General features: G+C 69.9%; 21 protein-coding genes and 2 pseudogenes. 10 read left to right on the top strand and 13 right to left on the bottom strand.

Annotated features, from left to right (window positions below; all coding sequences use genetic code 11):
* Nucleotides 1–8: 8 nt before the first annotated feature.
* Nucleotides 9–725 (bottom strand): SDR family oxidoreductase, encoded by a 717-nt coding sequence (locus ACQPXB_RS37925; protein ID WP_432846423.1) that lies wholly within the window; start codon nt 723–725, stop codon nt 9–11.
* A 333-nt stretch (nt 726–1058) separates the two neighbouring features.
* On the opposite strand from ACQPXB_RS37925, the gene ACQPXB_RS37920 reads away from it, so the two are divergent.
* Both ACQPXB_RS37920 and ACQPXB_RS37915 read left to right on the top strand, forming a co-directional pair.
* The gene (locus ACQPXB_RS37920; RefSeq protein WP_432846421.1) at nt 1059–1775 is read left to right on the top strand and encodes an SDR family oxidoreductase; all 717 of its coding nucleotides are present in this window, start codon (nt 1059–1061) and stop codon (nt 1773–1775) included.
* 88 nt (nt 1776–1863) lie between these two features.
* Nucleotides 1864–2712 (top strand): DUF427 domain-containing protein, encoded by an 849-nt coding sequence (locus tag ACQPXB_RS37915; RefSeq protein WP_432846419.1) that lies wholly within the window; start codon nt 1864–1866, stop codon nt 2710–2712.
* An 84-nt stretch (nt 2713–2796) separates the two neighbouring features.
* On the opposite strand, the gene ACQPXB_RS37910 is transcribed toward ACQPXB_RS37915, so the two are convergent.
* On the bottom strand, nt 2797–3708 hold the full coding sequence (locus ACQPXB_RS37910) for a LysR family transcriptional regulator (protein ID WP_432846417.1): 912 nt from the start codon (nt 3706–3708) through the stop codon (nt 2797–2799).
* 71 nt (nt 3709–3779) lie between these two features.
* Between ACQPXB_RS37910 and ACQPXB_RS37905 the strand changes: the two genes are divergently transcribed.
* Nucleotides 3780–4466: a nitroreductase family protein gene (locus ACQPXB_RS37905; RefSeq protein WP_432846415.1), complete on the top strand. Its 687-nt coding sequence runs from the start codon at nt 3780–3782 to the stop codon at nt 4464–4466.
* 108 nt (nt 4467–4574) lie between these two features.
* Here the strand turns inward: ACQPXB_RS37905 and ACQPXB_RS37900 are convergent, their stop codons facing one another.
* Genes ACQPXB_RS37900 through ACQPXB_RS37890 form a run of 3 tightly spaced genes read right to left on the bottom strand, consistent with a single transcriptional unit; the run spans nt 4575 to nt 6678 of the window.
* Nucleotides 4575–5387: an MOSC domain-containing protein gene (locus tag ACQPXB_RS37900; protein WP_366587437.1), complete on the bottom strand. Its 813-nt coding sequence runs from the start codon at nt 5385–5387 to the stop codon at nt 4575–4577.
* A gap of 10 nt (nt 5388–5397) precedes the next feature.
* Nucleotides 5398–6153, bottom strand: coding sequence for a helix-turn-helix domain-containing protein (locus ACQPXB_RS37895; RefSeq protein WP_432846413.1), 756 nt, complete (start codon nt 6151–6153; stop codon nt 5398–5400).
* Nucleotides 6154–6177: 24 nt separating this feature from the next.
* The gene (locus ACQPXB_RS37890) at nt 6178–6678 is read right to left on the bottom strand and encodes a CGNR zinc finger domain-containing protein (RefSeq protein WP_432846411.1); all 501 of its coding nucleotides are present in this window, start codon (nt 6676–6678) and stop codon (nt 6178–6180) included.
* 93 nt (nt 6679–6771) lie between these two features.
* On the opposite strand from ACQPXB_RS37890, the gene ACQPXB_RS37885 reads away from it, so the two are divergent.
* Nucleotides 6772–7644: an alpha/beta fold hydrolase gene (locus tag ACQPXB_RS37885; protein ID WP_432846409.1), complete on the top strand. Its 873-nt coding sequence runs from the start codon at nt 6772–6774 to the stop codon at nt 7642–7644.
* A 1153-nt stretch (nt 7645–8797) separates the two neighbouring features.
* Nucleotides 8798–8995 (top strand): hypothetical protein, encoded by a 198-nt coding sequence (locus tag ACQPXB_RS37880; RefSeq protein WP_432846407.1) that lies wholly within the window; start codon nt 8798–8800, stop codon nt 8993–8995.
* Between the two features lie 78 nt (nt 8996–9073).
* Here the strand turns inward: ACQPXB_RS37880 and ACQPXB_RS37875 are convergent, their stop codons facing one another.
* From ACQPXB_RS37875 to ACQPXB_RS37860, 4 genes are read right to left on the bottom strand one after another with little or no spacing between them, the layout of a single operon-like run.
* Complete coding sequence (locus ACQPXB_RS37875; protein WP_432846405.1) at nt 9074–9352, bottom strand: hypothetical protein; 279 nt, start codon at nt 9350–9352, stop codon at nt 9074–9076.
* 56 nt (nt 9353–9408) lie between these two features.
* Complete coding sequence (locus ACQPXB_RS37870; RefSeq protein WP_432846403.1) at nt 9409–10245, bottom strand: PaaI family thioesterase; 837 nt, start codon at nt 10243–10245, stop codon at nt 9409–9411.
* Nucleotides 10242–11177 carry a patatin-like phospholipase family protein gene (locus tag ACQPXB_RS37865; protein WP_366587450.1) on the bottom strand — a complete coding sequence of 312 codons (936 nt, stop codon included), beginning with the start codon at nt 11175–11177 and terminating at the stop codon, nt 10242–10244. The genes ACQPXB_RS37870 and ACQPXB_RS37865 overlap by 4 nt, the downstream gene beginning before the upstream one ends.
* Entirely contained in the window at nt 11174–12109 is a 936-nt protein-coding gene (locus tag ACQPXB_RS37860) for a DMT family transporter (protein WP_432846401.1), read from the bottom strand. Before ACQPXB_RS37860 ends, ACQPXB_RS37865 begins: the two co-directional genes overlap by 4 nt.
* Before the next feature lie 93 nt (nt 12110–12202).
* Between ACQPXB_RS37860 and ACQPXB_RS37855 the strand changes: the two genes are divergently transcribed.
* Nucleotides 12203–12991 carry an AraC family transcriptional regulator gene (locus ACQPXB_RS37855; protein ID WP_366587454.1) on the top strand — a complete coding sequence of 263 codons (789 nt, stop codon included), beginning with the start codon at nt 12203–12205 and terminating at the stop codon, nt 12989–12991.
* Nucleotides 12992–12999: 8 nt separating this feature from the next.
* On the opposite strand, the gene ACQPXB_RS37850 is transcribed toward ACQPXB_RS37855, so the two are convergent.
* From ACQPXB_RS37850 to ACQPXB_RS37835, 4 genes are all read right to left on the bottom strand, one after another.
* Nucleotides 13000–13197 (bottom strand): hypothetical protein, encoded by a 198-nt coding sequence (locus ACQPXB_RS37850; RefSeq protein WP_432846398.1) that lies wholly within the window; start codon nt 13195–13197, stop codon nt 13000–13002.
* A gap of 82 nt (nt 13198–13279) precedes the next feature.
* Nucleotides 13280–14452: an acyl-CoA dehydrogenase family protein gene (locus tag ACQPXB_RS37845; protein ID WP_432846396.1), complete on the bottom strand. Its 1173-nt coding sequence runs from the start codon at nt 14450–14452 to the stop codon at nt 13280–13282.
* Complete coding sequence (locus ACQPXB_RS37840) at nt 14427–15653, bottom strand: MFS transporter (protein ID WP_432846394.1); 1227 nt, start codon at nt 15651–15653, stop codon at nt 14427–14429. The genes ACQPXB_RS37845 and ACQPXB_RS37840 overlap by 26 nt, the downstream gene beginning before the upstream one ends.
* Before the next feature lie 566 nt (nt 15654–16219).
* Complete coding sequence (locus tag ACQPXB_RS37835; protein WP_432846392.1) at nt 16220–17209, bottom strand: MBL fold metallo-hydrolase; 990 nt, start codon at nt 17207–17209, stop codon at nt 16220–16222.
* Nucleotides 17210–17427: 218 nt separating this feature from the next.
* Between ACQPXB_RS37835 and ACQPXB_RS37830 the strand changes: the two are divergent.
* The 4 genes and pseudogenes from ACQPXB_RS37830 to ACQPXB_RS37815 all read left to right on the top strand — a co-directional run bounded on the left by ACQPXB_RS37830 (nt 17428) and on the right by ACQPXB_RS37815 (nt 21884).
* Nucleotides 17428–19133, top strand: a pseudogene (locus ACQPXB_RS37830) (AMP-binding protein).
* Between the two features lie 57 nt (nt 19134–19190).
* A complete protein-coding gene (locus ACQPXB_RS37825; protein ID WP_432846390.1) occupies nt 19191–20012 on the top strand; it encodes an isocitrate lyase/PEP mutase family protein in 822 nt (273 codons plus the stop codon).
* Nucleotides 20009–21168: pseudogene (locus ACQPXB_RS37820) on the top strand (bifunctional 3,4-dihydroxy-2-butanone-4-phosphate synthase/GTP cyclohydrolase II). The gene ACQPXB_RS37825 and the pseudogene ACQPXB_RS37820 overlap by 4 nt, the downstream one beginning before the upstream one ends.
* A 53-nt stretch (nt 21169–21221) precedes the next feature.
* On the top strand, nt 21222–21884 hold the full coding sequence (locus ACQPXB_RS37815; RefSeq protein WP_432846388.1) for an acetate uptake transporter: 663 nt from the start codon (nt 21222–21224) through the stop codon (nt 21882–21884).
* The last annotated feature ends 34 nt before the right edge of the window (nt 21885–21918 follow it).

The raw sequence follows: 21918 nt of genomic DNA, 5'->3' as shown, positions 1-21918 counted from the left end.
TTTTCGGCTCAGGTCAGGGGTTCGCCGCCGTCGACGCGCAGGGTCACGCCGGTCAGGAATGGGTTGGTCATCGCGAAGAGCACGGACGACGCGATGTCGTCGACGGTGCCGATGCGCCGCGCCGGGTTGTGCGTGCGGAAGTGCTCGAAGTAGGCGGCTTTGCCTTCTTCGCCCAGGGCGTCCCAGATGCCGGTGTCGATGACGCCCGGGGAGATGGCGTTGACGCGGATCGGCGCCAGCTCCAGTGACAGCGAGCGGGTGAGGAAGTCGGCTGCGCCGTTGGTGATGGCGACGCCGAGGAAACCGACCGCGGGCTTGAACGCGGCCACGCCGGAGAACAGCGTGAAGGATCCGTCGTCGGAGAGGTGCGGCGCGAAGTGCTTGGCGAGCATGACAGGTCCGATGACCTTCGTGTCGAACGAGCGGCGCAGCGCGTCGCGGTCCAGCTCTTCGAGGAGGCCGCGGGCGCGCGACGACGCCGTGGTGACCAGGTGGTCGACCTGGCCCAGACGTCCGGCCAGTGCGGTGATGGACTCGTCGACGGTGACGTCGACCTCTTCGGCGCGGATGCCCTCGTCGTCGTAGGCCTGGCCCAGCTTGGCCGGGACGCGGCCCGCGACCACGACCTGGGCGCCCTTGGCGCGGGCCGCGAGCGTGACCGCCCGGGCGATGCCGCTCGGCCGTCCGATGACCAGAACCGTCCGGTTTTCCAGCGCTGTCTCCACGGCCGTCCCTCCCGTGCTCCTCTGTGGACTCTTCCACCGTAGGGCTCGGGCGCGGCGGGGAGCCATCGATGTTGTGGCTGGTCAGGTGAGTTTTTGTGCATGGATGGGTGGTAACCATTAGGTAGGTCTCCGGCTGTCGACCTTGATCGTTCGGCTGGGTGAAAGTTCGGGTCTTGCATCTGTGAGACTAATGGGTATAGCGTAGTTGTATACGTTAGTTAGACGGTGGGTGAAGCATTCGCCGGCTCTCGCTCACGGGCAGAAAACTTTCATGAAGCGGGCCGAGCCCCCGGCCTACGCTTCCTCGCGGGACTGTGCAAAGGAGACACACTCATGTCCGAATCCCTCAAGGGACGCAAGGTTCTCGTCGTCGGTCGCGGTAGTGGCATCGCCCGGGCGGTGGTGCTCGCGGTGCGCGCCGCGGGTGCGGAGGTCGTCGTCGCCGGTCGCGACGAGGAGAAGCTCAAGGGCGCGTACGACGATCCGGGCGTCTCGGTCGAAACGGTCGACCTGACCGACGAAGCCAGCGTGGCCGCGCTCGCCGAGCGTCTCGGGCAGGTCGACCACGTCGTGTCCACGGCGTCGGCCCGCGCCCGCGGCCTGGTCGGTGACCTGGCGCAGGGCACGATCGCGCTTTCGTTCGAGACCAAGGTCATCGGCCCGATCCTGCTGGCGAAGCACCTGGCCCCGAAGATGTCGGCCGACGGCTCGATGGTGATCTTCTCCGGCGCGACGGCCCGCAAGCCGTCGATCGGGATGCTGGCCGTCGCCGCGACCAACGGCGCGGTGGACTCGTTGACGAAGGCGCTCGCGGTGGAGCTCGCACCGATCCGCGTCAACGCCGTCTCGCCGGGCACGATCGACACCGGCGCGTACGACGCCCTCGGCGACGACAAGAAGGCCGCGCTCTTCGCGCAGCGTTCGGCGAGCAACCCCGCGCGGCGGATCGGGACGTCGGAGGACATCGCCGACGCGGTGCTCTTCGCGCTCACCAACGGGTTCGTGACCGGGGTGTCGCTGGGCGTCGACGGTGGCGAGCCGCTGGTGTGACGCTGTCCTGAGTGGACGGTCGTGGTGGTTCGGCGCGGTCCCGATCGGGAGCGTCGTGGGGGATCGAAACGATGAACGGAGGTTCGTGATGCCGTTGCCGTGGTTGCTCGCTCCGCAGCCGGACGTGTTCCGGGGCAAGTTCCTCGTGCCCGGCGCGTTGCCGGATCGCCTGTCGTACCGCGAACCGCTGCGACGCCGGCTGCGGGTGCGGTTCGCGGGGGAGTGGATCGCGGACAGCGAGGACGTCGTTCTCCTGCACACGCCGGGCCGGTTTCCGGTCGCGTACTTCCCGGCCGCGGACGTGCGGGTCGAGGTGCTGGAGTTCCGCCAGCGCACGACGCTGCACCCGGATCTCGGGAAGACGGCGTGGTTCGCCGTCCGCGTCGGGGACCGGGTTCACGAGGGTGCGGCGTGGCAGCACGTGCGGCCGCCGGCTCATGCGGCTGAGTTCGCGAACCTCGTCGCTTTCTCGTGGCGGGCGATGGACGGGTTCCAGGAGGAGGACGAGCCCGTCACCGCTCATGCCGCGGACCCCTACCACCGCATCGACGTCCGGAACGCCTCGCGCGAGGTAGTGGTCGAAGTGGACGGACGGGTGGTCGCGAAGTCGCGTCGGTCGCGGGTGCTGTACGAATCGGACCGGGAGCCGCAGTGGTATTTGCCGCGGGCGGACGTCGACGAGACCGCGTTGGCCGAGGAGACCTTGCGGACTCGGTGCCCGTACAAGGGGGTGGCGACGTACTACGCCATCGGTGGGCAGTCCGGGGCGGCGTGGTCCTATACGGACGCTCCGGCGGAGTCGGCGGCGGTCGCGGGGTTCGTCGCGTTCGACCCGAACAAGCTCGGGGTGTACGTCGATGGCAAGCGGTTGCACGACACGCTCGGCCGCGGTGGAGCGAGGACGGGGCTGGATCGGGCGTTCGCTTCGCGTCGCTGAGGTGGGGCGCGGCGGCTGAGACGCTGAGGTGGGGTGTCATGGCCGGGGTGTCATGGCCGGGGTGTTGCGGCCGGGATGTTGAGGTCAGTGGCCGTCCGCGAACAGTCGTTCGCAGTGGTCGAGGAACGCCTGCGCGCGGTGCGTGAGCGGGCCTCCGGCCGGCCAGCCCATGATGACGGGTGTCGAAGGTGCCTTTTCGCGCAACGGAAGTGCGATTACTGCCAAGCCTTCGTAGGATTGCGACAGCGCGGGTTGCTGAACGGTCATCGAGTAGCCGAGACCGCGTGCGACAAGCGACCGCGCGAGTTCGAAACTTCGCGCCCGGTGTGCGGGAACCATCGCCAGCTGTGCGGACTCGAACACGGCACGGAAGTAGCGCTCGCTCGGGGGCACGTCGAGCAGGATGAAGGGCTCGTCGGCCAGCTCGTCGAGCGAGAGCGCCTCGCGGCCGGCCAGCCGGTGGTCGCCCGGCAGGAGGATCGCGGGCTGCTGGTCGTACAGGGTCCGGAACGTGATCGCCGGGTAGACGTCCTGTTCGTAAAGGAACGCGATCTCACACCGCCCGTCGAGCAGGTGGTCCTGGATCTCGGGCAGGCTGCCTTCGATGAAGCGCACCGAGACGTCGGGATGGTCGTTTTCGAACGTCGCGATCGCGGCCGGCAGGTGGAACGGCGCGATCGGGCCGTAGCAGCCGACGACCAGCGTGCCGCTCACGTCGCGGCTCAGCCCCCGGGCCTCGACGCCGAGGTCGCTCATGGCGCCGACCACCCGCCGCGCGTCGGTGAGCACCTGTTTGCCCGCCGCGGTGAGCGAAGCGCCACGCCGGGGTGAACGGATCACCAGCCGCAGGCCGAGGGCGCGTTCCACCTCGGTGAGGGCCAGGGAGATGGCGGCCTGCGAGACGTGGCAGCGCTCGGCCGCGGTGGTGAGCGAGCCCGTTTCGGCGACGGCGATCAGGTATTCGAGCTGCCGGATCGTCACGTTCGGCAGATTCATGAGCTGAGCATATAACTGGGCTCAGTTCTTCAAGCTGGACTCGGTAATCGCTGGTTGGCAGTGTTGGCGAGGTGACTGTCCCGCGGAAGCACCGATACCCGTTCGCGCCGTACGCCCCGCCGCGGCTGCCCGTCGACAAGGGGCTGCGCCGCGGCGCCGAGTTCCACCGCCACCTGGACCAGCGACGGTCGGTGCGCTGGTTCTCACCCGACCCCGTGCCGGCCGAGGCGATCGAGCTCGCGGTGCGCGCGGCCAACACCGCACCCAGTGGTGCGCACCAGCAGCCGTGGACGTTCGTCGCCACACAGGATGTGGTGGTGAAACACCAGATCCGGGTGGCGGCCGAACAGGAAGAGCAACGTTTCTACCACGAACGCGAGATCCCCGAGTGGCGTGCCGCGCTCGCGCCGCTGGAAACGGACGAGCACAAGGAGTTCCTGGAAGTCGCACCCTGGCTCGTGGTGGTGTTCGCGCAGAAACACCGGGTGTTGCCAAACGGACAGCTCCAGAAGACGTACTACGCGTCCGAAAGCGTCGGGATCGCGTGTGGGTTTTTCCTCGCCGCACTGCACTCGATGGGGCTCGCGACGCTGACGCACACACCGAACCCGATGGCGTTCCTGAGCCGGGTGCTGCACCGTCCGTCGACCGAGCGGCCGTACATCCTCTTCCCGGTGGGCTATCAGGCCGACGACTGCGAGGTCCCCGCCCTCACGCGGAAACCGCTGTCGGACGCACTGGTGTTCGTCGGCGACTGAGCATTCAGGACCGGGTGCGTTCAGGACCCCGGGTGCGTTCGGGGCCGGGCGCGTTCGGGACGCGGTGTTTTCAGTACACGGTGCTGTTCAGAACGGAACACAATGCGTTCAGGACACGGTGATCGGGTCGTCCAGGTGGAGCGTGCCCGGCCGCACGACCTCGGCGTACGCGCCCGCGCACGGCATGGCCTTGCCGAGGCCCGCGACGTCGATGCGGTTGCCCGCCATCACCGCCCGCACCGCCTGCGGGTTGCGCGGCAGCGTGCCGTGGGCGAGTGACGGCACGGCACACCGCGGGGTCGGCAGCGTGACCCTCAGCCGCGCGCCCGTGCCGGCGTCGCCGAACTGGATTTCCTTGCCCAGCCAGTGGTTCTCCACGAACGCGCCGGTGCCGGGCGGGGTCGCGATGACGAGGTTCGGCCGGTAGCGGATGGCCTCGGTGTCGAGGTGGTCCAGCGTCGCGGTGCTGATGAGGTGGATCGGGGAGTGGTCCACGAAGTTGCGCCCAGGCGTGCCCTGGCCGATCTGCAAGGTCTGGGCCGGAACGACGGCGCTCACGCCGTTGTCGAGGACGTCTTCCGGGTCCGGGCGTTCGACGGACGCGCCGTCGGGCCGGATCCCGGACACCGTGATCGCGCGGCCCAGCAGGTCCGACAGCCGCGAGCCGGCTTCGGGATCGTCGGCGGCCAGCCTGGTGCCGTCGGGGAAGGTGATGAACACCCGGCCGTCGGTCTCGGCCGCCAGCTCCAGGAGCCGTCGCCACAGGCGCGGGTGTTTCGCCGTCGCGACAAAGCCGGTGTCGGAATCGATCACGGCGAGCGTGCGGTCGCCATCGAGGCCGGCCGCGCCCACCCGCGCTTCCGTGACTTCCTCGCCGAGCATGGATTTCACCGGATAACGCCGCAATGCCACTACACGCACGTCTGCCTCCTCAGGGGTGTCCGGAACCGCACACGGAATGGTGGACGACGAACGCGACGCCCACCCGCGTGGCACGGGCGGACGGGTTGTGCAGCCGGTGCGTGCGGCCGGAGGTCGAACTGGGTGGGGCCGCCGGACCTGAGCGCGATCTCCTCGTCGTCTTGTGCAGCCGGTGCGTGCGGCCGGAGGTCGAACCGGATGGAGCCGCGGGACTTGAGCGCCATCTCCTCGGCGCCCTGGAGCGCGCGCCGTCGCGGACGTGGCGCCTTCTCTCGCCGGCGTGGTGCACGGCGCCGGTTTCGGTGCCGGGCACCAGTTCGAGCCTGACCACCGCGATCGTGGCGCGCGGCCCGCTGAGCACTTCGTCGCGTCCCTCGGCGTTTTCGTGCGCCACGCCCTGTCCGGCGCGCACCAGGTGGTACTCCTCGCCGGGCTGGTCGGCCACGAGCTTGCCGATTGAGGTGCCGTACGTCCGCGCGAGCTGCAGGGGGCTGCCGATCGAGATGGCGTCCGTGGGCGCGATCTGCAGGGGGCTGCCGATTGAGGCGCCGTCCGTGGGCGCGAGCTGCGGGAGGCTGCCGATTGAGGCGCCGTCCGTGCGCGCGACCTGCGGGCTGCCGATCGAGGGCCGCGGTTCCCTGCGCTCGAGGCGCGACAGCTGGGCGATCCCCGTGAGCTCCGCGAGGTGGGTGAGCGTGAGCCCGCGGTCGGCGCGCCCCTGCTGAAGTTTGCGCGCAACCGGGCGCCCGATGTCGTCGTCACCCATGGTCGGCACCCGCCCGGTGGCCGGTCACGCGCCGGCCTGGCGGGTGCGCTGGTAGTGGCGGCGGGCCTTCATGCGGTTGCCGCACACGGCCATCGAGCACCAGCGGGCGGTGTTCGGCTTGCTGTGGTCGATGAGGAACAGCCGGCACTCCGGGTTCGCGCACGGCCGCAGCCGGCCGGGGCTCGCGTGGCGCAGCGTGTCCCAGGCCAGCACCGCGCGCGAGGCGGCCGCGCGCCCGGACGCGGTGTCGAGGTCCCACTTGATCCCGCCGTCGTCGAAGACGGCGCGGTAGCTGAGGCCGTCGACGAACGGGGCCAGCGCCTCGGGCCCCGCGTCGCCGCGCACGACGTCCTGCAACGCCGCGCGCACGTCGACCAGCGCGCGCCACTCCTGCGCGGACGTCGGCTGCCCGTGGGCGGCGAGCCACTCGCGGCCCAGCTCGGCGTCGGCGAGCTCGTCTTGCGGCGTCCCGTCGACCACCGGAGTGGTGTTCAGCAGGTCGAGCAGCAGCTTCTCGTCGGTCACGGCTCCAGGCTAACCGGCAAACTCAGGGTTGACAAGTTAGGCACGCCCTGTTTGAGTACTAACCATCAAACAACTCGTGAGGAGTTAGAACTCATGACCGCAGTCCGCCACCGCTACGCCACCGTCGACGGCCGGCAGCTCTTCTACCGCGAGGCCGGGCCCGCCGACGCCCCCGTGCTCGTGCTGCTGCACGGCTTCCCGACCAGCTCGTTCATGTTCCGGAACCTGATCCCGGCGCTGGCCGACCGCTACCACGTGATCGCGCCCGACCACCTCGGTTTCGGCCTGTCCGATGCGCCTGCGGCCGACGAGTTCGACTACACCTTCGACGCGCTGACGGACCTCACGGCCGGCCTGCTGCGTCAGCTCGACATCACCCGCTACGCGATCTACGTGCAGGACTACGGCGCCCCCATCGGCTGGCGCCTCGCGCTCGCGAACCCCGACGCCATCACCGCGATCGTCACGCAGAACGGCAACGGCTACGACGCCGGTTTCGTCGAGGGGTTCTGGAAGGTCGTGTGGGACTACCAGGCCGAGCAGAACGCCGAAACCGAGGCCGGCATCCGCAGCGCGCTCAGCCTCGAGCTGACGAAGTGGCAGTACGTCACCGGCGTCCCCGACGAGACCCTCGTCAGCCCCGACACCTGGAACCACGACTTCGCCCTGCTTTCACGCCCGGGCAACGACGAGATCCAGCTCGCGCTCTTCCGCGACTACGCCACCAACCCGCCGCTGTACCCCGCCCTGCACGAGTACCTGCGCAAGACCCAGCCGCCCGTCCTCGCGGTCTGGGGCAAGAACGACCCGATCTTCGGCCCGGACGGCGCCACCGCCTTCACCACCGACGTGCCCACCGCCGAAATCCACCTCCTCGACGGCGGCCACTTCCTCCTGGAAACCGCCGGCGACGAGGTCGCCGCCCACATCCGCGACTTCCTGGGCCGCGTGCCTGCATCGCACTGAGCTTTGGTCGCGGTGGTGCCCGTTCTTCCGCCACCACCGGCTTTCCTCCGGGCGGCCTGGCCCTTCGCGGCGCCATCCCCGCCGCGCGGGGCCTGCCGCCGCGGCGGGTCGGCGCCGGGTCTTCCACCACTACCGGCTTTCGTCCGGGCGGCCCGGCCCTGCGCGACGCCATCCTCGTCGCGCAGGGGCCTGTGGGCGCGGCGGGCCGGTGTTCGTTCTCCCGCCATTGCCGGCTTTCCTTCGGGCGGCCTGACTCTTGTGCGACGCCATCCCCGTCGCGTAGCGCGCGTGGCCGCGGCGGGTCGGCGCCGGGTCTTCCACCACTACCGGCTTTCGCCCGGGCGGCCCGGCCCTGCGCGACGCCATCCTCGTCGCGCAGGGGCCTGTGGGCGCGGCGGGCCGGTGTTCGTTCTCGCGCCATCACCGGCTTTCCTTCGGGCGGCCTGACTCTTGTGCGACGCCATCCCCGTCGCGTAGCGCGCGCGGCCGCGGCGGGTCGGCGCCGCGTCTCCCGCCACTACCGGCTTTCCTTCGGGCGGCCTGCCCTTCCGCGACGCCATCCCCGTTGCGCAGGGCGCGTGGCGCCGGCGGGCCGGCGCCCGGAGCCCGCATTCCGGCCGCCGGCCCGTGTCGATCTTGGGCGCTGAAGCCTTTACTTGCGTTGTTGAGGCAGTGGGGTGCCGTATCGGCTCTGCCGAACCGGCGGTGAGGCCAGGGTCGCTTCCTCGTCCGTCGTGATGCGCGGGGTGCCCGCGACGTCGGCGGGCAACTGCACCTGGCACGCGCGGTCCATGGAAATGCACCGCCATACGGCCGCGGGCCCGGACCCGGCCGACGGTGACCAAGTCGTCGCGGCGCAGGATCGCTGCGCGTTGTCCATCAAGCCGTGTCACAAGTCGCTCCCCTTTTGGTTTGCCTAGTAGGCAGACCGCGACTCTCGATGGGCGGTGGGGAAGCAGGCGGTGACGGGTTTCGGGGGACTCCGTCACCACCTGCCGGCGAGGGGGCGGAGCAGCGGGGGAGGGAGAGCGGCTGCTCCGCGGGTCACAGTGTGCGCCCGTCCGGGCGATTTGCCCCGAAACCGGACTGAACGGCCAGTGATGTCTGTCCGGGTGGTCACTCCGCCCTCGGGACCGGCATCCGTAGCCGTTCGATGAGATCTGGACGCCGTCGGCGGCGCATCGAGACCGGCGTGGTCCACGTCAACGACGCCACCAGCCACGACGAACCCATCGTCGCGTTCCGCGGCGAGAAACGTCCGGGCCGCCGCTACGGCGAGTGGGGCCTCACCGAGTTCACCACGCCGAAGTGGATCTCCGTCCGCCGTGCACGCCGGATCTTCCCGTGCTGACCATGTCCTCCGAGGCCGGCGAAGGCGGCGCGAGCTTCGCCGACCCGGTCGCCGCGGAGGTCGCCGTCCTGGGCCGTGTCAGCGCGCGCCGAGCTTCTTCTTGCGCGTCATGACCAAGCGCGCGTGGATCAGCCCGAGGAGCCCCAGGTGCGCGAGGACAAGGGCGACGACCGGGCTGTGCCGTTCCACGGGGAAGCAGTCGTCGAGGGTGTAGTCCTGCCAGGCGACCGCGGGGTCACACGCCTCGCCGGACGGGGTCACGAAGTCCGGGCCTCCGGTCATGCCGACGAATGTGAGGAACACCCCGACGATGAGAGCCGCAACGCTGGTGATGGCGACGATGGCACGTGCTGACACAGACTGCTCCTCGGATCCGCGGGTCGATCACTCGATCGCGGCATTCGTCTCCTTCGTTACGTTCCGGGCGCACGGGACACGAAGCAGTTCGCCGTCGCGGTGGCCAGGAGCGTGCCCGCGGTGTCCTCCAGGCGCGCTTCGGCCAGGACGACCTGGGACCCCGAGTGGAGCACGCGGCCGGTGGCGGTGATCGGCCCTGTGTCGATGCGGATGGCCTTGAGAAAACGGACGGAAAGGTCCAGAGTGCTGAACCCGCTGCCGAGCGGGAGGGTCGTGTGCACGGCGCACGCGGCCGCCGAATCGAGCATCGTGGCGTAGAGGCCACCGTGGACGGTCCACATCGGATTGTAGTGGTACTCGCCCGGGGTGAGGCGGAAAACGGTCTCACCAGGCGACGCCGACACCAACCGAAGGCCGACGAGGTCCATCATCGGCGCGGATGGGATGTCGCCGCGCGCCATGGCCCGCAGGAACTCCAGGCCGCTGAGCTCGGCCGCCGCACTGGCGAACGCGAGGTGATCGGCCCAGGAAACGGTGCGGACCCGCTCGGCGGGTTCGGTGCCGGCGGCGAGCTTGGCAGGCTCTGCGATGCGTGTGCGCTCGGCTGGCGCGGTGGTGGCGGCGGGCTTGGCGGATCTGGTGGTGGTGGTGTGCATCCGCTCGGCGGGCTCCGGGGTGGTGGTGTGTTTGTGCTCGGCGGACTCGGTTTTGGTAGTGGGTGTGTGGTCGCTGGCCACGGTGCGCACCCGCGCTGCGGGCTCTGTCGTCGTGGCCGCGGCTGAGGTGCGTTTGTGCTCGGTGGTGGCGCACGCCCGCTCGGCGGGTTCGGTGGTGGCGCTGCGGACGCGGTCGGGCGACTCGGTGGTGTTGGCGGGCGTGGTGCTGTCGGTCATGGGGTTTCCTTCACCGCGGCGAGCGCGTTCAGCGCCGCGTGGAGGCCCGTGTCCACGGCGGCGCGCATGAGGTGCGGGCGGCGCTCGGTGCGGCCGATGTGGGGGCTGCCGAGGGGCGGGCGGATCTGCAGGGTCGCGGGGTGCGTGGCCAGCAGGCGTTCCTCTTCGGATCTGAGGGTTGCGCGGGCGAGCCAGGGTTCGAGGGCGCCCGGTGCGTGGCGGGCGAACCAGCGGGTCGCGACGAGGCGTTCGCCGCGGGAGGGAGCGGTCGCAGTGGTCTCGTCGGAACGTCGGGTGCGGAAGGCGACGAGGTGTGTTGCTTTCTGCGCAAGCGCTGTTCGGATGGGAACGGATTCGCTCACGCCGGCGTCGACGAAGTGTCGGCCGGCGATCTCGATCGGTTCGCCCGCGAGCAGGGGCATGGCGGTCGACGCGCGCAGGGCGGCCTGCAAGCCGGCCTGGTCGTGGAGGTGCTCGTGCAGGTCGGCGGACTCGCCGGTCATCGCGTCGGTGGCGGTGGGGTGGAACTCGACGGGGTTGTCGAGGATCTCCCGGAACCCCATCGGGACGACCTCGGTGTAGAGCGTGTGGACGAGAAACTCCGTGTCCACCACCGGCCGCCGGCTCAGGAGGCGCTTCGGGTTGATCGTCCGGCCCATGATCATCGGGTCCCACCACGCGTGCTGGGTGCTTTCCGCACGTCCGCACAGCAGCCACGCGCCGTTGAGCGCGCCGGCGGAGCTCCCGTAGACGGCGTCGAACAGCGGCAGCAACCCGAGTTGTTCGATGGCGATCGTCATGCCGCTCGAATACGCACCTCGAGAGCTCCCGCCCTCGATGAGCAGCACCAGGCGAGCGTCGTCGCCGCGGTTTCCGGGGGTGCTCCCGCTGCGCCGGCGTTCTCGCAGCAACTCCACGACGGCTTCGGTCACCGGTGAACCTTCTTTCGTTCGGATGTGAGAAATTTCCCCTGAGTGACGGCGAGCAGCGCCCCCACGACGGTGATCACCGCACCCGCGACCTGCACGGCGGTGAACGACTCACCGAGGAACACCACGGAAGTCACGGTGCCGAACACCGGCACCGCGAACATGGTGATCGTCGCGGTCACCGGGCTGACGGCCCGCAACCCCCGGTAGTAGAACAGGTACGCGATCGCCGTCGGGCCGATCGCGAGGAACACGAGGTTCCCCCACGTGAGCGTGGACACCGATGTCCATTCAGTACCAGAAAATGAGGGAATTGCGACAAGCACCAACGCCAACGCGCCCACACCCGTCGCATACGTCGTGGCCCGCAACGGTTCCATGCCGCTCAGCACCTTCTTCGACGCGATGCTGTACGCAGCCCAGCACGCCGCCCCCGCCAGGTAGACGAAGTCGCCGGCGAGGCGGGTTCCGCTGAACCCCGCGCCACCCCCGCCGACGCCGAGGAAGAACACCACCGAGCCCGCGATCCCCAGCACCAGCCCGGCAATGCGCGCACCGGACGCCGATTCCTTACCGGTCACCAGGAAATACAGCGTGGTCAGCACGGGACTGAGCACGGGCACGATGATGCTGCCGTCGATCGAGGGGGCGAGGGAAAGCCCCCAGAAGAAAAAGAAGTTGTACGCGAACACCCCGACGAGCCCGACCAGCCCGGCTCGCACCAGGTCACGCAAGGAAAAGCGCGCCGAACCCGGGCGCACGCACAGCAACACCACGAGAATCACCGCGCCCGCCCCGAACCGCAGGCAGGCGGCGACGTCGTGCGGCAGCTCGCCCACCACGACCTTCGAGCTGGTGAACGCCGCCCCGAACAACACCATCGTGATGAGCAGGTAGGAGTACGGAGCGACGCCACCGTCGCGTTGTTCGGGCATGAGTTCGGTCCACTTCGTTCCGGGTACGGGAAAAGGCTGGGGATCACACCGATCCTCGCCGCCCCGCGCGCGGATTTCTTGTACGTTCCTTGCATGGCAGGCGAGTCCGAGATCACCGCCTGGAGCCCCGGCGTTCCCGGCATCAGCGAGGTGTTCCACGCGCATTTCGTGCGGCACGCCTACCCCGTGCACACGCACACCGTGTGGACGTTGCTGATCCTCGACGACGGTGTGCTCCAGTACGACCTCGACCGCCACGAGCACGGCACCCTGCGTTCGCAGGTCGTGCTCCTGCCGCCGCACGTGCCGCACAACGGCCGCACCGCGGCGCCGCACGGGTTCCGCAAGCGCGTGCTGTACCTGCCCGAGGACGCGCTCGACGCGCGCCTGATCGGCCCGGCGACCGACCAGCCGAACCTGCCGGACCCGAAGCTGGCGGACCGGATCAGCCGGCTGCACGACACGCTCGCCGCACCGGGCGACGAGTTCGAGGCGCAGAGCCGGCTCGCGTTCATTTTCGAACGCCTCGGCACACACCTGCGCCACGACGTGATTCGCCGCGAGCCCGACCGCGGGCTGGCCGACGACCTGCGCGACCTGCTGGACTCGCGGATCGTCGCCGGGCTGCCGCTCGACGAGGCGGCGCGCCTGCTGCACGCGGACCCGACGCACCTGATCCGCGCGTTCACACGGCGGTTTTCGCTGCCGCCGCACCTGTACCTCACCGGCCGCCGTGTGGAACTCGCGCGGCGCTTGCTGCTGGCCGGGGTGCCGGCCGCGGCGGTCGCCACCGAGGTCGGCTTCTACGACCAGTCGCACCTGACCAGGCACTTCAAGCGCATGCTGGGCGTGAGCCCGGCGCGGTTCGCCGGACGCCGATGAGGCCACGGCTACTCCCACAGGTCCGTCGACAGGTACTTCAGGCCCGAGTCGGGGATGACGACGGCGACCGTGGCGCCGGCGAGCTCGTGCCGCAGGAGCTTGAGGGCTGCGGCGACGTTGGCGCCGGCGGAGAAACCGGCGAAGATGCCTTCACGGGTGGCGAGCCCGGCCGGGGGTACTTCGCCGCCGAGGCGCCGGCTCCGCACCTGCGGCTGGGGTTTGCCGACGCCTCGGGTGCGCAGGAAATCACAGAAGGTGTTCGTCGTCTCGCAACGGCGTGTGCGGAAGTCAACCTTTGAGCAGGGCACGTGCCATCACCATTCGCTGGATCTGGTTGGTGCCCTCGTAGATCTGCGTGATCTTCGCGTCGCGCATCATGCGTTCGACCGGGAAGTCGCGGGTGTAGCCGGCGCCGCCGAACAGCTGGACGGCGTCGGTGGTCACCTGCATGGCCACGTCGGAGGCGAAACACTTCGCGCTGCTGGCGAAGAACGTCTTGTCCGGCTCGCCGCGTTCGACCTTCGCGGCGGCCAGGTACACGAGGCTGCGGGCGGCCTCGATCTTCATGGCCATGTCGGCGAGCATGAACTGCACGCCCTGGAACTCGGCGATCGTCTTGCCGAACTGTGTGCGTTCTTTGACATACCTGCGTGCGGCATCGAGCGCGCCCTGTGCGATTCCCACCGCCTGGGCGCCGATGGTGGGCCGGGTGTGGTCGAACGTGCGCATCGCGGTCTTGAAGCCCGTGCCCGGTTCGCCGACGATGCGGTCGGCCGGGATGGTGCAGTCGGTGAAGTAGAGCTCGCACGTCGGGGAGCCCTTGATGCCGAGCTTGCGTTCCTTCGCGCCGACCTCGAAGCCCGGGTCGTCGGCGTGGACCACGAAGGCCGAGATGCCGGCCGCGCCCTGGCCGGGGTCGGTCACGGCGAACACGGTGTACCAGGTGGCCACGCCGGAGTTGCTGATCCAGGCTTTGGCGCCGTTGAGGACCCAGTGGTCGCCGTCGAGCCGGGCCCTGGTTTTCATGGCGACGGCGTCCGAGCCGGATTCCCGCTCGGAAAGTCCGTAGGCGAACAAGGCCTGTCCGTTTGCCAACGTCGGCAGGACCTGCTTCTTGAGGTCTTCCGACGCCGAGAGCAGCACGGGCATGCTGCCCAGCTTGTTGACCGCCGGGATCAGCGACGAGCTCACGCACACCCGCGCGACCTCCTCGATCACGAGGCAGGCGGCCAGGCCGTCCGCGCCTTCGCCGCCGTACTGCTCGGGGACGTGGACCGCGTGGAACCCGGCGGCCGTCAGCGCCGCGCGGGCTTCTGCGGGGAAGCGCGAGTTCTCGTCGACGTCGGCGGCGTGGGGAGCGATTTGTTTTTCGCACAGGGAACGTACGGTTGCGCGCAGTTCGTGGTGTTCTTCGGACATCCGGAAGGCGTCGAAGTCAGGGTTCGCGAACGGCTGGTTCATGTCGGTCTCCATCTGCCGAGGGGAGGGTCAAGGGCTGACCGCCGAGCATCATGAGGGGGATGGTGGCGAGCGTGGCCAGCGCGGCGATCACGAGCCACGCCGCGTAGGAGGCGCCGCCGGCGAGCGCGGCGAGCAGGTACGGCGCGGCGAACCCGAGGTAGGCCAGTGCGTAGAAGATGCTGACGAGGCCGGCGAACTCGTGCTGCTCGGCCATGCGTTCCACTTTGTCCAGTCCGGTGACCATGAGGATGCCGTAGCCGGTACCGAGGACCACGGCCGTCACGAGGACGAGCGGGGTGGCCGGGTGCCACGCGACGAGCGCGGTGCCGGCCAGGCCGAGTGCGGTGACGAGCAGGCCGGCGACGGGGGCGTGCAGGTGCCCGGCGTGCGCGAGGCGGCGCGCGATCGGCTGGACGAGCGCGCCGAGCGGCAGAGTCAGGCCGCCGACCAGGCCACTGAACGCGACGGGTGTGCTGATCGAGCTCGCCGTGTGGCTGGGGAGCAGCGCGGGCAGCGTCGCGATGCTGATCGCGACCGTCCCGAACACCCACGGCGCCCACGGCACCACGCCGAGCAGGAAGTGGCGTGACACCGCCGGCCGCGGCAGCCACTGCACACGCTCGGCCCGCGCGAGCGCCGGCGCGGTTTCCGGCACCCGCCACGCGAGCACCAGCACTCCGGCCATCAGCGCCAGGTGCACGACGTACGGCAGCTCCACCGGCCACGGCAGCCACTGCGCGAGCGCGCCGGCCAGCAACGGCCCGATCCCGAACCCCAGCGACAACGCGGCGGCCGAGCGCCGGGCCCCGCGGCCGGGCGAGGACAGCTCCGTCACCCACGCCGTGCCCGCGCTGTACGCCGCGCCGGACGCGACGCCCGCCAGGAACCGCCCCACGTACAGCGACGGCCACCACACCGGGCCGAGCATCAGCACGAGCGTGGCCAGCACCGAGACGAGCATCGCCGGCCGCAACACGGCGCGCCGCCCGTACCGGTCCGCCGCCCGCCCGCTGAAGATCAGCGCCGGCACCAGGCCGACGGCGTAGATGCCGAAGATGCTCGTCACCGCCGACTCCGGCAACCCGAGCTCACCGCGGTAGACCAGCAACAGCGGCGTGAAGTGGTTCGCCCCCCACGCAACGCCGAACAACGCGGCCGCCGCCCGCACCCAGGCGACCCGACTGTGTGGGGACTCGTGCACGTTCAACTCCTAGGCGAATTTTCCGGTGTGGTGATGGGGATGTGGGGGTGGTGGGGGTCTTCGGTGGTTGGTGAGGGTTTCGGTGGGGTGGTTGGGGTGCGCGGGCTGTGCGCTGCGGCGTGGTGTTGGGAACGGGTCGGTTTGGTGTTGCCCGGGGACGGTTTGCGGCTGATTTCTGGGCAGGTTTTGTTGTGGTGTTGGGGATGTGAGGGCCGCGGGGTTCGACGGCGGGTGGTGAGGTTTTCGGCGCAACATCGGGGTGGGCCGGCGCGTGCTGCGCCGCGGTCGTGGGAACTGGTCAGGTCGATGTTGTTCGGGATGGTTCGCGGCCAGGTCGCAGACGGGGTTTGTTGCGGTGACCGGGGTGTGAGGGCAGTGGGCTTCTTCGGTGGCTGGCGCGGGTTTCGGCGGGGCGGCTTTGGTGCGGCGCGGGTTTTGGAATCGGGTGGTGCGGTGGTGGTCGGGATGGCCGGTAGTCGGCTGCCGGACGAAGGATGTGTGTGGTGGTCGCGAGGTCACGACCACCGGGCGCGGGGGTGGGGAGGCGGTGTTCGGAGTGGGCGGAGTCATGGCAGGTGGTCGGCGTCGACGGCCGGCCAGGTTGAGGGTGGGGGTTGGCGCAGCGAGGAGGGCGGGACGGGGGTGTTTTCGGCGGCGGCGTGGAGTTTGCCGTTGCGCGAGACGATGGAGCCGGCGGTGAGCATGGTGGTGATGAGGTCCGTGGCGAGGGATTCGGGGGAGCGGCGGAGCAGCCAGGCCGCGTCCTTGAGCCAGGCGCGGGCGTGGAGGTAGGGCTCGACCGCGTCGGTGGGAATGCCGTCGCGGATCATGAGGGCGTAGGCGAAGACGCGGCGGGCGCCGTACCAGACGGCGCCGTCGGGGTCGTCGACGAGGCGCTGGGCGCGGCGCGCGGCGTTGGCGAGGGCGGCGCCCGTGTCGGCGGGGATGGGGCCGTGTGCGGGAAGGAGCACGCGGGGGTCGAGATCGATCAGGTGGTGTACGGAATCGAGCGCGGTGGTGGTGGCGTCCGGACCGTCGAGGGCGAGGTTCACCCAGCCGACGTCGTAGTCGGACAGGGCGTCGCCGACGGCGAGGAGGCGTTCGTCGGGCTGCCAGAGGGCGAGGTGGCCCGGGGTGTGACCGGGTGTTCGGATCACCTCCCACTCGGTGTCGCCGAGTAACAGCACCTGTCCGTCGTCGAGCAGTTCATCGACGGAGTAGGGCGGGACGGGCTGGTCGAGGTACTCCATCTGGCAGCAACCGGGGTCGCGACGGGCGACGGCGAGTGCGTCGCGGGCACTGGCGGCGATGCCGGCGCCGTTGCGCTGCAGCAGGGCGTTGCCGCCGACGTGGTCGCAGTGCCAGTGGGTGTTCACGACCAGGCTCAGCGCCGCGGTGTGCGCGCGGACCCACGCGGCCGTCTCCTCCGCGTGCCCGACGAAGCCGCTGTCCACCAGGGCCGGCTGCCGGCCGGGCAGCAGGAGCAGGTTCGCGTCGGGGAACGGGCGCTGCTGCCAGACCAGCCACGACGGCAATCGGTCGGTGTCGAACGGCACGGGTCCTCCTCCGGAAGTCGCCAGGCAGTGAGAGTCCACTGTGGAACGAGAGTCACGCGCGCACGCGCGCGGGAGCGGAGCTCCGAACGCCGTGCGGCACGGAAGTCATTGTCGCAAAAGGAAAACCGGCGATCAACGCGGTTACCCCCGTTCAAGGGTAGCGACGGACCGGCCGGGAAACGCATAGTCGCGGTATCCCGCCGAAGGAAGGATCGCCGTTGAGCACGAGCGACGCACACCGGGCCTACAAGGCGAGTCGCGACCAGCTGCTGGCGTTGCGCGGCAAGCACGTCCGCGCGGCCGAGGAGTTCCGCTGGCCCGAGCTGGGCGAGCGGTTCAACTGGGCCGTCGACTGGTTCGACGCCGTCGCCCGTGACAACGCGGACAACGACCGCCCCGCCCTCGTCATCGTCGAGGAAGACGGTTCGGAGACGCGCAGAACGTTCGGCGAGCTGTCCCGCGCGTCCGACCGCCTGGCGGCGTGGCTGCGAAACCGGGGAGTCCGCAAAGGACACCGCGTGCTGCTGATGCTCGGCAACCAGGTCGAGCTCTGGGAAAGCATGCTCGCGATCATGAAGCTCGGCGGCGTGATCATGCCGACCACGACCGCGCTCGGGCCCGCCGATCTCACCGACCGCATCGCCCGGGGCGAGCCCCGGCACGTGATCTGCAACGCCGCCGACACCACCAAGTTCGCCGACGTTCCCGGCGACTACACGCGGATCAGCGTGGGCCCGGCCGACAACTGGGCCGATCTCAACGAGGCCGCCGACCTGCCGCACACCCCCGTCGAGCACCCCGGCACCGCGCCCGGCGACCCGCTGCTGCTGTACTTCACCTCCGGCACCACGACACGGCCCAAGCTCGTGGAGCACACCCAGGTCTCCTACCCGGTCGGGCACCTCGCGACGATGTACTGGCTGGGCCTGTGGCCGGGCGACGTCCACCTCAACATCTCGTCGCCGGGCTGGGCGAACACGCGTGGTCCTGCTTCTTCGCCCCGTGGATCGCCGAGGCGACGATCTTCGTCTACAACTACCGCCGCTTCGACGCCGCCGCGCTCCTGAACCAGCTGCGTGTGCGAAAAGTGACAACGTTCTGTGCGCCGCCCACCGTCTGGCGCATGCTGATCAACACCGACCTCGGGGACCGCCCGGCGGGCCTGCGTGAGGCGATCGGCGCGGGCGAACCGCTCAACCCCGAGGTGATCGAACGCGTCCGCGCGGCGTGGGGCATCACCATCCGCGACGGCTTCGGCCAGACCGAGACCACCGCCCAGGTCGGCAACACCCCCGAATCCGACGTCAAGCCGGGTTCGATGGGCCGCCCGCTGCCGGGCGTCCCGGTCGTGCTGGTCGAACCCGCGAGCGGCAAAGTCGTGCAAGGTCCGGGCGAGGGCGAAATCTGCCTCGACCTGGCACAACGCCCGCTGACCTTGATGACCGGCTACCTCGCCGACGACGAACGCACCGCCGAGGCCATGGCCGGCGGCTACTACCACACCGGCGACGTCGCCTCGATCGACGAGGACGGCTACCTCACCTACATCGGCCGCACCGATGACGTCTTCAAGGCCAGCGACTACAAGATCAGCCCGTTCGAACTCGAGTCGGTGCTCATCGAACACCCGGCCGTCGCCGAGGCGGCCGTGGTGCCCGCGCCCGACCCCGTCCGGCTCGCGGTGCCGAAGGCCTACATCGGGCTCGCGCCCGGACACGAGCCCACCAAGGAGACGGCGCTGTCGATCCTGCGCTACGCCCGGGAGAACCTGGCCCCGTACCAACGCGTGCGCCGCCTCGAGTTCGCCGATCTGCCCAAGACGATCTCGGGCAAGATCCGCCGCGTCGAGCTGCGGGCGCGTGAACTCGGCGCCGAGGCCACCATCGAATGGCGTGACGACCAGTTCCCCGACCTGACCCGCTGAACCGCGACCCGCCCAGCCGCTGAACCGCCGCACCCCGACCGCCGAAGGACCGCCGCCATGCCTGGCTCCGAAACCTACGAACACTTCCTCTCGCTGCACACCCGCCCCGAGGGGCTCGTCATGCCCAACGCCTGGGACGGCCTCTCCGCTCTGCTCATGGCCGACGCCGGGTTCGAGGCGATCGGCACCAGCTCGGCCGCGTTCGCCGCGACGCTGGGCCGGTTCGACGGCCGCCACGCCGTGAGCCGCGAAGAACACCTCGACCACGCGAAGCTCCTCAAGCGGCTCACCGAGCTCCCGATCAACGGCGACTTCGAGGACGGCTACGGCGAGACCGCCGAGGACGTGGCCGCCACCGTCGAGGCGGCGGTCGAGGCCGGGCTGGCGGGTATCGGTGTCGAGGACACGACCGGGACGGGTGAGAACCCGATCCGGCCGTTCGACGAGTCCGTGGAACGCGTCCGCCACGCCGTCGGGGCGGCGAAGCAGCGGATCGTCGTCACGGCCCGCGCCGACAACTTCATCCAGGGCATCAACGACCTCGACGACACCATCCGCCGCCTCAGCGCCTTCGCGGAAGCCGGCGCCGACGTGCTGTTCGCGCCGCTCCCGCCCGATCTCGCTTCGGTGGAGAAGATCGTGCAGGCGGTGGCGCCCAAGCCGGTCAACGTCGTGGTGTCGCCGGCGGACAAAACGCTGACGGTGTCCGAACTCCACCAAGCCGGTGTGAAGCGGATCAGCCTCGGGTCGTCGCTTTACGCACACGTGATGTCCGTTCTCGATCAAGCCGCGATCGACCTGGCCGGTGGCGACCTCGCCGCGGCCACGAGCGGCTCGCGGTTCCGGTTCCGCCGCCTGCTGCGCCAGGCCAAGGGGTGACCGGCCGCGAGGGGATCGAGGCGGCGGTGGCGGACATCGCGGCGGGCAAGGCTGTGGTGGTGGTCGATGACGAGGACCGGGAGAACGAGGGTGACCTCATTTTCGCGGCCGAGAAGGCGACGCCCGAGCTGCTGGCGTTCATGGTCCGTTACACCTCGGGGTATGTGTGTGTCGCGTTGACCGAGGCTGAGGCTGATCGGCTGGATCTGCCGCCGATGTATCACACGAACCAGGACGTGCGGGGACTGCGTACAGCGTCACGGTCGACGCCGCCGAAGGCATCACCACCGGGATCTCCGCGGCCGACCGGGCGCACACGATGCGGTTGCTGGCCGATCCGGCCGCCTCGGCCAAGGACTTCCGCCGCCCCGGCCATGTGGTGCCGCTGCGGGCGAAGGAGGGTGGTGTGCTGCGGCGTCCCGGGCACACCGAAGCCGCGGTGGACCTGGCCCGCATGGCCGGGCTCAACCCCGCCGGTGTGCTGTGTGAGATCGTGTCGCAGAAGGACGAGGGCGACATGGCGCGGCGTGACGAGCTGGAGGTGTTCGCCGCCGATCACGACCTGCGCGTGATCACGATCGCCGACCTGATCGCCTACCGCCGCCGTACCGAGAAGCAGGTGGAGCGGGTCGCCGAGGCCCGGATCCCGCTGGCGGCGGGCACGTTCCGCGCGGTGGGGTATGACAGTCTGCTGGACGGCATTGAGCACATCGCGTTCGTGTACGGCGAGATCGGCGACGGTGAGGACATCCTGGTGCGGGTGCACTCGGAGTGCCTGACCGGCGACGTCTTCGGCTCCCTGCGCTGCGACTGCGCGAGACAGCTGGGCGCGGCTTTGCAGGCGATAGCCGACGAGGGCCGTGGAGTTGTGCTGTACATGCGGGGCCACGCCGGCCGCGGCGTCGGATTGCTGCACAAACTCCAGGTGTACCAACTACAGGACGCCGATCAAGCCACTGTGGACGCCAACCTCGTCCACGGTGTCGCGGCCGACGCACGGGATTACGGCACCGGCGCCCAGATCCTGCGCGACCTCGGCATCCGCAGCATGCGCCTGCTCTCCGACAACCCGGGCAAACGTGTCGGCCTCGAGGGCTACGGATTGCGTGTCACCACAAGGGTTCCCTACGGCGAAGTCACCCCCGGCCGGGGGTAGCCGCTCGGGCGCGCACGACCTTTACTGGTCGCGACCCCCCAAGGAGAACTCGTATGACCAGTGTTGTTCAGCACGAATCTCTTGTCCACGAACAGACCTTCGACAAACCGGCCGAACGGACGGTCCCGATCGCCGATCCTGGTGCGTGGGCGATCCTGGCGTTTTCCGCCACGTCGCTCATGCTCGGCCTCTACAACGGAAACTTCGTCAACCCCGCCGGCGCCGCCCTCGTGATCCCGGTGGCGTTCTTCTTCGGCGGCGCGATCCAGATCATCGTCGCCGTGCTCGAAGTGGTGCGCGGCAACGTCTTCGGCGCCGTCGTGTTCGGCAGCTTCGGGCCGTTCTGGGTGATCTACGGCTTCATCCAGACGACGTTCGAGGAAAAGGTCGTCGAAGCGGCGACCAAGGCGAACGTCGACCCCGCGGCGGCGGTGTCGAGCGGGCTCACGGTGTTCCTCGCGATGTTCGCCGTGCTCACGTTCGTCTTCCTCGTCTCGGCCCTGCGGACGGACGCGGTGCTCGTCAGCGTGCTGGTGCTGCTGCTGGCGGCGCTGGTGCTCCTCATGATCGGCGTCCACAGTGGAGCCAAGGGCTTCGTGCAGGCTTCCGGGTACGTCACGGTGGTGTTCGCGGTCCTCGGGCTCTACCGGGGAACGGCCGACATCATGACCGCGACCTACGGCCGGCCGGTGCTGCCGGTCTTCAAGCTCGGCTAGCCGGACGGGGCCACGGCCGCCGTGGCCCCGTCCC

The organism is Amycolatopsis sp. CA-161197 (assembly GCF_050942255.1).
Lineage (GTDB): Bacteria > Actinomycetota > Actinomycetes > Mycobacteriales > Pseudonocardiaceae > Amycolatopsis.
Note: the sequence above shows the minus strand (reverse complement) of the source record. Positions and strands in the feature narration are given on the sequence as shown.